This window comes from Rhizobium sp. 16-488-2b (assembly GCF_017741815.1).
Taxonomy (GTDB): domain Bacteria; phylum Pseudomonadota; class Alphaproteobacteria; order Rhizobiales; family Rhizobiaceae; genus Rhizobium.
Window position 1 is genome coordinate 213,241 of record NZ_JAGHMF010000014.1, and the last position, 12,165, is coordinate 225,405.

General features: G+C 60.9%; 11 protein-coding genes. 2 read left to right on the top strand and 9 right to left on the bottom strand.

The window, feature by feature from the left end; all coding sequences use genetic code 11:
* The 9 genes from J5286_RS14250 to J5286_RS14290 form a co-directional block, all read right to left on the bottom strand.
* Positions 1 to 1,104 (bottom strand): helix-turn-helix transcriptional regulator, encoded by a 1,104-nt coding sequence (locus J5286_RS14250; protein ID WP_209190887.1) that lies wholly within the window; start codon positions 1,102 to 1,104, stop codon positions 1 to 3.
* A gap of 215 nt (positions 1,105 to 1,319) precedes the next feature.
* Positions 1,320 to 2,033, bottom strand: a complete 714-nt coding sequence (locus tag J5286_RS14255) for an AAA family ATPase (RefSeq protein WP_018897531.1) — start codon at positions 2,031 to 2,033, stop codon at positions 1,320 to 1,322.
* A 241-nt stretch (positions 2,034 to 2,274) separates the two neighbouring features.
* Complete coding sequence (locus J5286_RS14260; protein ID WP_209190888.1) at positions 2,275 to 3,426, bottom strand: iron-containing alcohol dehydrogenase; 1,152 nt, start codon at positions 3,424 to 3,426, stop codon at positions 2,275 to 2,277.
* Positions 3,423 to 4,808 (bottom strand): aldehyde dehydrogenase family protein, encoded by a 1,386-nt coding sequence (locus J5286_RS14265; protein WP_209190889.1) that lies wholly within the window; start codon positions 4,806 to 4,808, stop codon positions 3,423 to 3,425. Before J5286_RS14265 ends, J5286_RS14260 begins: the two co-directional genes overlap by 4 nt.
* A 16-nt stretch (positions 4,809 to 4,824) precedes the next feature.
* On the bottom strand, positions 4,825 to 5,241 hold the full coding sequence (locus tag J5286_RS14270; RefSeq protein ID WP_209190890.1) for a type II toxin-antitoxin system VapC family toxin: 417 nt from the start codon (positions 5,239 to 5,241) through the stop codon (positions 4,825 to 4,827).
* On the bottom strand, positions 5,234 to 5,716 hold the full coding sequence (locus J5286_RS14275) for a helix-turn-helix domain-containing protein (RefSeq protein WP_209190891.1): 483 nt from the start codon (positions 5,714 to 5,716) through the stop codon (positions 5,234 to 5,236). The genes J5286_RS14270 and J5286_RS14275 overlap by 8 nt, the downstream gene beginning before the upstream one ends.
* A gap of 79 nt (positions 5,717 to 5,795) precedes the next feature.
* The gene (locus J5286_RS14280) at positions 5,796 to 7,163 is read right to left on the bottom strand and encodes a glutamine synthetase family protein (RefSeq protein ID WP_112536605.1); all 1,368 of its coding nucleotides are present in this window, start codon (positions 7,161 to 7,163) and stop codon (positions 5,796 to 5,798) included.
* Positions 7,164 to 7,310: 147 nt separating this feature from the next.
* Positions 7,311 to 8,858, bottom strand: coding sequence for an amino acid permease (locus J5286_RS14285; protein WP_113239069.1), 1,548 nt, complete (start codon positions 8,856 to 8,858; stop codon positions 7,311 to 7,313).
* Positions 8,859 to 8,984: 126 nt separating this feature from the next.
* On the bottom strand, positions 8,985 to 9,755 hold the full coding sequence (locus J5286_RS14290) for an N-formylglutamate amidohydrolase (protein ID WP_209190892.1): 771 nt from the start codon (positions 9,753 to 9,755) through the stop codon (positions 8,985 to 8,987).
* A 179-nt stretch (positions 9,756 to 9,934) separates the two neighbouring features.
* Between J5286_RS14290 and J5286_RS14295 the strand changes: the two genes are divergently transcribed.
* Both J5286_RS14295 and J5286_RS14300 read left to right on the top strand, forming a co-directional pair.
* Positions 9,935 to 10,807 (top strand): MurR/RpiR family transcriptional regulator, encoded by an 873-nt coding sequence (locus tag J5286_RS14295; protein WP_047505874.1) that lies wholly within the window; start codon positions 9,935 to 9,937, stop codon positions 10,805 to 10,807.
* A 178-nt stretch (positions 10,808 to 10,985) separates the two neighbouring features.
* The gene (locus J5286_RS14300) at positions 10,986 to 12,089 is read left to right on the top strand and encodes an ABC transporter substrate-binding protein (protein ID WP_209190893.1); all 1,104 of its coding nucleotides are present in this window, start codon (positions 10,986 to 10,988) and stop codon (positions 12,087 to 12,089) included.
* Positions 12,090 to 12,165 lie beyond the last annotated feature (76 nt).

The following is a 12,165-nucleotide window of genomic DNA, read 5'->3' on the forward strand; positions in this document are numbered from 1 at the left end:
TTAGTTGTTGCGGCGCGCCTGCTCGCTGAAATAGACGAGCCGCAACAATTCCGACTGCGAATTGACCCCTGTCTTCGCAAACACCGACTTCAGCTGACTGCGGATCGTCTCGCGCGACCGATTGCTCTCGATGGCGATATCGGTGATCGATGATCCGTGCAGCAGCCCCTGCATGATCTTGATTTCTGCCCTGGTCAACCCGAACTTGCCGCCAAGCCCCGGCACATCCATTGCCACAGGTTTAGCTGACGGCTCGATGATGATCGCAATGCTCGGCGCATCGAAGAATTGAATGCGGGCACTCTTCTGCAGACGGACGAGGGTAAGCTTGACGCCGTTCACATCAAGCACCTGCTGCCGCTCGCCGTCACGCCATTGCGACAGCAATCGACCGAGGCACGCATTGGCGTCGGCATCGGCAAGCCAGACCTTTCCCTGCAGATCGAGCCGAACGGACCGCCCCTCGCTCAGCGCTTGCTCACCGACCGCGCTGGCCGACAGCAGCTTGCCACCGTCCCCGACCAGCAGGACACCGACGCCGATCGCGTCGAATAGCCGGCCACCGAGTTCATCCGCGCTCTTTTCGCCCTTTCCAGCCTCGAAATAGCGCACTGCCCGGTGCAGATGCGGCGCAAGCCGGGTGAATGTATCGGCGTAAACCCTGTTGTCCTCGGGTCCACCGTTTGCGATCGAACTGGAGATGTTGAACATCCGGCCGTCTCGCTTCACCAGCGCCATGCCGATGGCGGTCTCGCCGCATTGCTTCCAGAAGTCGTTGTAGAACTCTGTCTTCACGAACGCTTCGCGCGGCAGCAGCTCCTCGGACAGGAAGCCGCGCCACATCGGCATCACGCTCATGGATGGAGCCCAGGGATTTATGCTCGCGAAATGATCGGAGTAACTTTCGACCCATTCGTCGCTGAAGCCCTTGTCTATATGAGACGCGCCTTCCGCCCGCATCGGGTCGTGGTAGAACAGCGTGGTCTTGCCGCCGGGAACGATCTCGTTCCACCGGCCAAGAAACATGTCCCAGGTGGCCTCGCCGAAAATGACACCGTAGATGGTGTCGACCAGACTGTCATAGGTATCTTCAGCGACGATCATTGTTCCCCCGGCAAGCGCCCGCATCGCAGGCGAGGTTACCAGTGTAAAGCTTCTGGAAACAACGAAAATTACCCTTTTCGGGTGATACCCAGCCGAGGGAAAAGCAGGCAGTGATGCAGAGATACATGGTCGCGTCGAAACGAGGAGACCGACCTTGCATCAATGAAAATGCGCCCCAGCGGACCGGGGCGCATTTTCAATCACAAAATGAATGATCAGGCAGCCGAACGGATCAGCGGACCGGTCATGCGCGCCGCGGCCGGCAGTCTCACCGGCAGCTTGCGCATGATCTCCTCGGCAAAACAGAGCGCGTTCTCGCGCGCCTTGTCGAGGTTGCTGGCACGGGCCGGATCGAGCGTATGCAGCGTGCCGCCGCAATCGAAGATATCGCGGAAGGCCGAACGCTCGATGATCGCGGTGTCGAGCACCGGCACCTGCCGCTGGTTGAGCAGCGTCTTCACGATAGCGAGCGCCCGTGTCGTCACCATCGAGTTGACGCGCGTCAGCACGACGGAGTGACCGATACGGATGCCCGCCTTCTCGTCGAGATACTGCAGCAACTCCAGCACCTGTGCCCCGCCGCGCGCATCCATGGCGCAGCCCTGGATCGGGATCAGGACATGATCCGAGAGACCGATCGCCGTGGCCAGCATCGGATTGCGGGCGCCCGGCAGGTCGATGATGAAGTAATCGGTGTTGTGCTTGTTCTCGGAGATGTGCTGCGGCAGCGAGGCAGAAGTCACGAAATCAATCACGGAGACGTTGGGCACGTGACCGGAGATTTCGTGCCAGCGGGAAATCCAGTGCTGCGGATCGGCATCGAGGATGGTCACCCGGTAGCCCTTGCGGGCAAGCTCGGTGGCCAGCAACAGAACAGCGGTGGTCTTCCCGGCGCCGCCCTTGGTGTTTGCGAATGTAATGACTGCCATGTTCGTTCCTCGGGGGAAATGTCGCGAGCCGGGATCGCTCTGTTGCGCACATCGGGATGCATCGTGCGGTTACTGCATCCTTTCCAAACATGGTTAACAATATCTAAACAAGGCATCCGAAATCCCGGTCCGCATTTCTTGCAGCAGCCTTCGCCACTCGGCCTGAACGCCCTGCCCCACAACGAAAAAGACCCGGAAAGCGCAGTGCTTTCCGGGCCAAATCTCAGGTCCGCATTTTGTATCAGAAGCAGTCCTGGAACAGCGCCTTGGTGTTCTCGAGCGTCATCGCAACCGGGTTTCCGCCGGCGCTCGGGTCTTCGATCGCCATGGCAGAGAGTTCATCGATTCGATCCGGCTTGATGCCCATCGCCGAAAGGCTCTCGGGTACGCCCAGTTCGGAGCGCAGTTTCAGCACGTAATCGTAAAACCCATCGAAGCCGCCGGAGATGCCGAGATAGGCGGCCGCCCGTGCGATCTTGTCTTCGATGACGGCGCGGTTGAAGCGCAGCACCGCCGGCATCACAACCGCATTGGTCATGCCGTGGTGCGTGTTGTAGACGGCGCCGATAGGATGCGACAGCGCATGGATGGCGCCGAGCCCCTTCTGGAACGCGACCGCGCCCATGGCGGCCGCCGACATCATGTTGGCGCGGGCTTCGAGATCCGTGCCTTCCTTGTATGCGCGCGGCAGGAACTCCTTGACCAGCCGCATGCCCTCAAGCGCGATGCCGGCAGACATCGGGTGATAGAAGGGCGAGGAATAGGCCTCCAGGCAATGCGCGAAGGCATCCATGCCGGTGCCGGCGGTGATGATCTTCGGCATGCCCACAGTCAGCTCCGGATCGGCGATGACGACGCCGGGCAGGAACTTCGGATGGAAGATGATCTTCTTCACATGTGTTTCGGAATTGGTGATGACGCTGGCGCGGCCGACTTCCGAGCCGGTGCCCGCGGTCGTCGGCACGGCCACGATCGGCGCGATGCCTTCGACCGAAGCGCGCGTCCACCAGTCGCCGATGTCCTCGAAGTCCCAGACCGGACGCGTCTGGCCGGCCATGAAGGCCACGCACTTGCCGAGATCGAGGCCCGAGCCGCCGCCAAACGCGATGACGCCGTCATGGCCGCCATCCTTGAACGCCTTGACGCCGGCGGCAAGGTTCTTCTCGTTCGGGTTCGGATCGACATCGGCGAAGATCGCGCGACCAAGCCCGGCCGCCTCGAGAATGTCGAGCGCGTTCGTGGTGATCGCCATCGACGCCAGGCCGCGATCGGTGATCAGCAGCGGCTTCTTCATGCCGAGGCTCTTGGCGGCGTCCGCCAGTTCCTTGATCCGGCCGCGGCCGAGCTTGAATGAAGTCGGGTAGCTCCAGTTGGCTGTGATATGCGCGCTCATGCTGTCACTTTCTTCAGATGGTAGGATTTCGGACGCGTCAGGTTCTGGAAGCCGATGATCGACAGCGAGCCGCCGCGGCCGGTTTCCTTGACGCCTGTCCAGCACAGTGCCGGATCGAGATAGTCGGCGCGGTTCATGAACACGGTGCCGGTTTCGATCTCGCGGCCAAGCCGCCCTGCCCGCTCGGCATCCTTGGTCCAGAGCGAGGCCGTCAGCCCGTACTGGCTGTCGTTCATCAGCGCCACGGCCTCGTCATCGCTCTTCACCTTCATGATGCCGACAGCGGGACCGAAGGTCTCCTCGCGCATGAAGGCCATAGAGTGATCGACATTGACAAGGATCTGCGGCGCGAGATAGGCGCCGCCATCATCCTGAGGGAACAGCTTCGGATCGACCAGAGCCTTGGCACCCTTCCCGACCGCATCGGCGATCTGCTCGCGCACGACCTTGGCGAAACGCTTGTTCGCCATCGGGCCGAGCGACGTCTCGGGATCAAGGGGATTGCCGAGCTTGTAGTTCGAGACCCATGCGACCGACTTCTCGACGAAGCTGTCATAGAGCGATTCATGGACATAGATGCGCTCGATACCGCAGCAGCACTGCCCGGAATTGTACGTCGCGCCATCCATCAGCGTATCGACCGCCGCATCGAGATCGGCGTCTTCCATGACGTAGCCAGGATCCTTGCCGCCGAGTTCGAGACCAAGCCCAGTGAAGGTTCCGGCTGCCGCCCGCTCCATCGAGCGCCCGCCTTCGACCGAACCCGTGAAGTTCACGAAGTTGAAGCTGCCGGCCGCGATCAGCGCCGATGTCGTTTCATGGTCGAGAACGATATTCTGGAACACATCCTCTGGAACGCCGGCTTCGACAAAGGCCTGCACCAGCCGCTCGCCGACGAGAAGCGTCTGAGAGGCGTGTTTCAAGACAACCGTATTGCCCGCCATCAGCGCCGGCGCGATCGTGTTGATCGCGGTCATGTAGGGATAGTTCCACGGCGCCACGACGAAGACCACGCCATGCGCCTCACGCTCGATGCGGCGCTCGAACTTGTCGCTCTCTTCCACGACCAGCGGCGCCAGCGCATCGGCGGCAATCGAGGCCACGTAGTTGGAGCGCTCGTTGAAGCCCTTGTACTCGCCGCCATAGCGGATCGGCCGCCCCATCTGCCAGGCAAGCTCGGGCACGACGACGTCGGACATTTCGTTCAGTCGCGCCGCACCTTTCAGCACCAGCTGGACACGGTCTTCCAGCGGTCGCCTTGCCCAGGCCTTCTGCGCCTTGCGGGCGCGGGCCACGACCTCCTTCGCCGCCTCAAGCGGCAGCGCCGGACGCTCGGCGTAAACCGATCCGTCGATCGGCGATATGCATTGAATTACAGTCATTTCCAAACTCCAGTCATTAACAGGCCAGCGTGCGGACATGCCCCGCAACGCCATAGGAAAGGATCGCGCGGTCGCGCGTGATGATGGTCAGGTCGTTCTCCCGCGCCGTGGCGATCAGGATGCGGTCGATAGGGTCTTTGTGAGCGAGTTGCGGCAAGGAACAGGACGCCATGAAGATGTTCGCGGTCACCGGTTGTTCGTCGATATCGGCTTCGAGCCTGAAGTCGTTATACCACCTCTGCGCGGTCTTCGTTTCGCTAATGCGCCCTCGTGCCAAAAGCATCGCCATCTCCCAGGCCGTCACAGCCGAAACGAAAACCGGTCTCCCGGCAGCCTTTGCATCCGCGAGAGCGGCCAGCGCTCCTTCCGCCAAGGGCTCTCTCTTCGCCATCCAGATCGCGGCGCAGGTGTCGAGCAGAAAAGCACTATTCATTGTAAAGCTTCTCGCCCCACTCCTCGTCCCAATCCATCGGCGCGGTCAGATCCACCCCCGGCATGATCGTCAGCGTCCCCTTCATGCATCCCCAGGCAGGATGCACCTCGATCAGCGTTCCATCCTCCAGCTCCATCCAGCGCTTGCCATCCTTGTAGATGACGTCGTCCTCCGTAAACATCTTGACGGGCGGCTCGTCGGGCAAAACCGGTGCGGTGCCGCCGCCCTCATAGCCCGCCTGCTTCTTCTCCGCGAAGCCGGTGGCGTCGCCACGGCGATGCGCGGCCACCTCCTCCAGCGGAAGGCCAAGATAATCTGCGATCTGGTCCTGCTCGTCGGCGCTCATCTTCCGCTCGCCGCTCAGCATGCGCGACACCGCACTCGGATCAAGCCCCATGAAACGGGCCATGTCTCGAAGCGAAGCATCGCGCTGTGAAAGCTTTTCGTAGAACCATGCGCTGTCGATCACACCCATGTCGATCTCCTCTGGAAACGCCGGAGCACATTAGCACAATGCGACCAACGCAACAATCAAAGCGAGTGTTGCGATTATCTCATGCTCGCTCGAAACCGCGCGCCACCTCCCAGTCCGTGATCCTGCGGTCATACTCCTCCTGCTCCCACTCCGCCGCGCGGGTATAGTGATCGATGACGTCGTCGCCGAAAGCATTGCGCAGCATCTTGGACTTTGTCATGGCCGTGGTCGCGGCCCTCAGCGTCCGGGGAATCTCGCGCACCTTGCGCGCGCCATAGGCGTCGCCGACGAAGGGCGCTTCCAGCTCCATCTTGTTCTCGATCCCGTCGATCCCCGCTGCCAGCAGTGCGGCGAAGGCGAGATAGGGGTTGAGGTCGGAGCCGCCGACGCGGCATTCGATGCGGATCGCCTTGGTGCCGTCGCCGCAGAGGCGATAGCCGGCCGTGCGGTTGTCCTTGCTCCAGATCGCCTTGGTCGGCGCGAAAGTGCCGGCCATGAAGCGCTTGTATGAGTTGATGTAGGGCGCCAGGAAATAGGTGATCTCGCTGGCATGCGCGAGCAGACCGGCGATGTAGTTTTCCATCAGGCTGGACATGCCGTACTTGCCCTTGTCGTCGGCAAACAGCGGCGTCTTTCCGTCGGCGCTCCACAGCGACTGGTGGATGTGCGATGAGCTGCCGGCGGCGTTGTAGTGCCACTTGGCGAGGAAGGTGATGGCCTTACCCTTGGCCCAGGCGATTTCCTTGCAGCCGTTCTTGATGATCGAGTGACGGTCGGCCATCGCGAGCGCATCGGCATAGCGCACGTTGATCTCCTCCTGGCCTGCGGAAGCCTCGCCCTTGGAGTTCTCGACGGGAATGCCGGCACCCTGCAGCCCGGTGCGGATCGCCCGCATCACCTCTTCCTCCTTGGTGGTCTGGAAGATGTGGTAGTCCTCGTTATAGGCGCTGGCGAGCTTGAGGTTGCGATAGCCGGATGCCTGCGCGGACTCATAGGTCTGGTCGAACAGGAAGAATTCGAGCTCGGAGGCCATGAAGGCCTTCATGCCCATGTCTTCCAGCCGCTTGACCTGCTTCTTCAGGATCGCGCGCGGCGAATGCGGCACTTCCTCGTGGGTGTGGTGGTCAAGCAGGTCGCAGAGCACAAGTGCGGTCCCCTCGAGCCACGGAATGCGCCGCAGCGTCGAAAGGTCCGGCTTCATCGTGTAGTCGCCGTAACCCTTCTCCCAGCTGGTCGCCTTGTAGCCGGAGACCGTCTCCATCTCCATGTCGGTGGCGACCAGATAGTTGCAGCTGTGTGTTTCCTTCCAGGCGCTTTCGAGGAAGTATTCGGCTTGGAAACGCTTGCCCATAAGCCGCCCCTGCATGTCGACCTGGCATGCCAGCACGGTATCGATGCGTCCGTCGGCAACGTCCTGCTTCAGATCGTCGAGAGTATAGATGCTCATATGGACCTCCCCATAAATTTAAACTGAAATCGGGCCAACGAAACGGCATGCTCCGTGCGGCAACGCCGCGCCGGACTGCGCAGTCTGATGTCGGTCAACCGCAATGCAGGGCCGCCGGACGCGGCCCCGCTTTCTTGGAAGAATATATCAGCCTTCGCCGACAGCCTTTTCGGCGGCCGCGATCTCGGCCTGGCGGCGTGCCACTTCCTCGCCAATCGGCGGGCCCTTGAAGCGGCGGCTCTCGAAGCCGAACCACACGATCGCGGTCAGCACCAGGAAGCCTACGGTCACATAGAGCGCCGGGCCGTTCGGCGGCTGCACGCCGAGAACGAAGATCAGGATCATCGCGAGGATCGACAGAACCGCAAAGAGCTTGAACATCCCCTCGCCGATGTTCCACGGACCCATCTTGTCCCACTTCGAAGTCCCCCAGGCGAAGAGACCGAGCGTGATCGGGATCGCGAAGGAGAAGAACAGGAAGATGACCGTGCAGGAAACGACGATCGTGTAAACCGGCGTGTCACCGATCGAGACGAGCGACGAGCCCCAGACGAAGAGCACCGAGAGGATCGATCCGGTCCAGATGGCCGAGACCGGCGTACGGTACTTCGGGCTGACCTTGGCGAGCGCCTTGGACGCCGGCAGGCCGCCATCGCGCGAGAAGGCGAAGATCATGCGCGAGACGGAGGTGACGGTGGCAAGGCCGCACAGCCACTGGCACACGAGGATCGCGAAGTAGAGGATATCCTTGACGGTCGCGTTGACCTGCGTGTCCATCGCCCAGAAGAACACGTTCCAGCCTTGCTTGGCGGCGTCATCCATGTTCGGCAGCATCAGCACGAACGAGCAAAGCATGATGTAGCCGAACAGCGCCGACCAGAGCACGGAAGAAACCATGCCGCGCGGAACGGAATGGGCGGCCTTGACCGTTTCTTCCGAGGTATGCGCGGAAGCGTCATAGCCGGTGATCGTGTAGATCGGCAGCAACAGACCGAGAAGGAACACCCAGGTGCCCGACGTTGCCGGCCAGACATTGCCACCCGCTTCGCCGGAGTAGTTGGCGAAGGTAAACAGGCGGCCGATCTCGTAGGAAGGCGCGAAGTACAGGCACACGGCCGACAGCGCGATCGCCGATGCGAAGATCAGGTAGCCCGAGAAGTCGGTGAGCTTGGCGGTCAGGCCGATACCCATGTGGTTCACGAGCGCCTGCGCGCCGGTGATGATCACAAGGAACAGGATGCGCACCGTCGTCGTATCGGTCAGGCCGAAATAGGTGGTGCCGAACGAGCCCATGAAGAAGTAATAGGTGCCGACGTTGATGGCGCCGAGAACCGTGACGAGGCCGAGCAGGTTGAACCATGCCGTCAGCCAGCCCGTGAAGCGGTTGCCGAGGATCGAACCCCAGTGATAGAGGCCGCCGGCCGTCGGATAGGCCGAGCTGATCTGCGCCATGGCGACGGCGAACACCAGCGAAACGAAGCAACCGATCGGCCAGCCGATGCCGATTGCGGCACCGCCCGCGCCGGCCGTTGCCTGCGCCAGCGAATTGATACCACCGGAAAGAATGCAAATGATCGAGAATGAAACGGCAAAATTCGAAAACGAGCTCATGCGCCGTTCGAGTTCCTGGGCATAGCCCATGGAATGCAGGATGTGCACATCCTGCTTCTTGTCGAGTTCCGAATAATCGGACATGACGTCCCCCTGTTTAGCCATCAACCGCGGAATTGCGGCTGATTATCCAGTGCCAAAGTGCCCGCGACGTTTTCGCCTGCGGGCGGATCGCAGTTAGACTGCTCCCTGGGGTCTTATCTTTCGTCGTCAGGCGTCCAGGCTCTGCTGGAGCAGCCTTGTCAGATAGCTGGCCATGACCCCTTGGCCAGCCGGGTCTGCGATGAGGTCGTTGCGGACCTCGATCATTACATTGCGCAATCCGTTCGACAGCCCGTGCAGGATCAGCGTATGCGTCACGCCATCCGAGGGGCCATAAGGCTCGTTGCGCTCAACTCTATAGTGCGTCGTCTCACCCGCAGCGGCAAGCATCGCATCCGCCAGCCGGCTGTCGTCGTCGTGCAGGACACCCACCTCGACCGCACGCGTCTTTCCGTGAAAGACAGGCGTAAAGCTGTGGACGGTGACGATAACGGTCTCCTGTCCCCGCGCCTTGCGTTCACGAATGAGTGCGCGAATGGCGTCATGAAACGGGATGTAAAGAGCCTCGGTGCGCGCGGTCTTTTCTTCCGCGCTCAGGCCTGCATTTCCCGGGATGTCGTAGACCTCGCTTTTCTCAGGCATGGCGCCGGCCGATTCCGGCGGCCTGTTGCAGTCGTAGATCAGGCGTGAAAAACGCTGGTGAACCAGCGTGGCATCGAGCGCCTCGGACATGCCCCTGGCGACAGCAAGAGCACCGGGATCCCAGGCAATGTGACTGTTGAGCGCCTCCTCGGAAAGACCAAGCGTCCCGAAGTGGGCAGGCAGAACCCGCGATGCATGTTCGCAGACGATAAGCACCGGGCTGGTGCCGTCTGGCCTTTCGACCGCGACGCACTCCCCTTCCCCTTTGCCGAGCACTTCCAACCGAGCAAGCACCACAGTCGCTCCACCACAACTGTTAATAAAATACTTATAAGAAAAGAATTCTTCAGCTTTCCATAAGTGTCAAGCGCACACTGAAAAAATCTTTTCATGACAGTGGTTGACATGGATTGTGACAGCGTTGTTAACTTTGAGTGGGAAAGTGGCACAAGACCAATCCCGGGGAGCAAGATCGCGTGACCGTTGCGTCGAAGACAGTTTCGGACGTAATCCACTCGCATTTTGGCGTGCTCACGCGCGCCGAAAAGCAGCTGGCTGAAAGTCTGTTGGACAACTACCCTGTCTCAGGACTGGGGAGCATCACGACGATCGCCGAAAACGCCGGCGTATCGACCCCGACGGTCGTGCGCATGGTCCAGAAACTCGGTTTCAAGGGCTATCCGGATTTCCAGGCGCATCTGCACCAGGAGGTCGAGGCGACGATCTCCAATCCTATCGCCAAGCATGACCGCTGGGCGTCCAACGCGCCAGGAACTCACATCCTCAACCGTTTTGCCGACGCCATCATCGACAATCTGCGCCAGACGCTGACCGGTCTCGACACCGCGACCTTCGACAGCGTCGCGACCCTTCTGTCGGACCGCAAGCGCAACCTCTATTTCGTCGGCGGCCGCATCACCGGCGCGCTGGCGGAGTATTTCTTCACGCATATGCAGGTGATCCGCCCCAACACGGCGCTTTTGTCGGCCAATTCCAGCAGCTGGCCGCAATATGTCCTGAACATGAACCCCGGCGACCTGCTGATCATCTTCGACATCAGGCGCTACGAGCAGGAGCTCGTCAGCCTCGCCACCGCCGCCAAGAACAGCGGCGCCGAGATCATCATCTTCACCGACCAGTGGGCCTCCCCCGCCGCGAAGCTGGCACGCCATACGTTTCGCGTGCAGATCGAGGCGCCGTCGGCATGGGACAGCTCCGTCGTCACCCTTTTCATCGTCGAGGCGCTGATCGAAGCGGTTCAGAACTCGACATGGGACGAGACGAAGGAGCGCATGAAAACGCTGGAAGGCCTTTTCGAACAGACGCGGCTCTTCCGCAAACTTGGTTAGGAGGGACAATTAGGACAGCGAAGATGTAACAGGCGCAAACAAGGACGTGTCGCAATCGAAACATCCTTGCCAAACGCCCGCGATACAAAGAAAAAATAGCGTCATCCAACTGTCACACAAGCTTCACGTAACGTCAGTAACAGCATCGTCGGACACTGAAACCCGAAGGAGAACAACAGTGATCTCTAATCTTTCTCGAATGCTCTCGCTCTCTACAGCAATTGTTGTGGCTTCAACCGCAATTGCTGCCGCAGAGCCAAGCGCTGAACTCATCGCTGCCGCCAAGAAGGAAGGCACGCTGACCACGATCGCTCTCCCGCACGACTGGTGCGGCTATGGCGACGTCATTGCCGGCTTCAAGGCGAAGTATGGTCTGGAAGTGAACGAACTGAACCCGGACGCTGGTTCGGGCGACGAAATCGAAGCCATCAAGGCCAACAAGGGCAACACCGGCCCGCAGGCTCCTGACGTCATCGACGTCGGCCTCTCCTTCGGCCCGACCGCAAAGGCTGACGGCCTGATCCAGCCTTACAAGGTTTCGACCTGGGATTCGATCCCTGACAGCGCCAAGGATGCCGACGGCTACTGGTACGGCGATTACTACGGCGTTCTCTCCTTCGTCGTGAACACCGACATCGTCAAGGAAGTACCAAAGGACTGGGCCGACCTGAAGAAGTCGGACTACGCCAACAGCGTTGCTCTCGCTGGTGACCCGCGCGCTTCCAACCAGGCCGTTCAGGCTGTTTACGCTGCCGGCATCGCTGCTGGTGAAAAGGACGCGACCAAGGCTGGTGAAGCCGGTCTCGCCTTCTTCGGCGAACTCAACAAGGCAGGCAACCTCGTTCCTGTCATCGGCAAGTCCGCTTCGCTGGCACAGGGCTCGACCCCGATCGTCATCGCATGGGACTACAACGGCCTGTCCTGGCGCGACACGCTGAAGGGCAACCCGCCGGTTGAAGTCGTCGTTCCGGCATCGGGCGTCAACGCCGGCGTTTACGTCCAGGCGATCTCCGCTTTCGCTCCGCACCCGAACGCTGCCAAGCTCTGGATGGAATACCTCTATTCGGACGAAGGTCAGCTCGGCTGGCTGAAGGGCTATTGCCACCCGATCCGCTTCAACGATCTGGCCAAGAACAAGAAGATCCCGCAGGAACTTCTCGACAAGCTGCCGCCGGCTGCAGCCTATGAAAAGGCTGTCTTCCCGACGCTCGACGAGCAGGCTGCTGGCAAGACCGCCATCACCGGCAAATGGGACAGCGTCGTCGGCGCCAACGTCCAGTAAAACAGTATGAAACCGGCCTCCCCGTCTTATCGCGGGGAGGCTTTTGCCCCTCCGACGCCGCAAGAAGAGCTTTTTC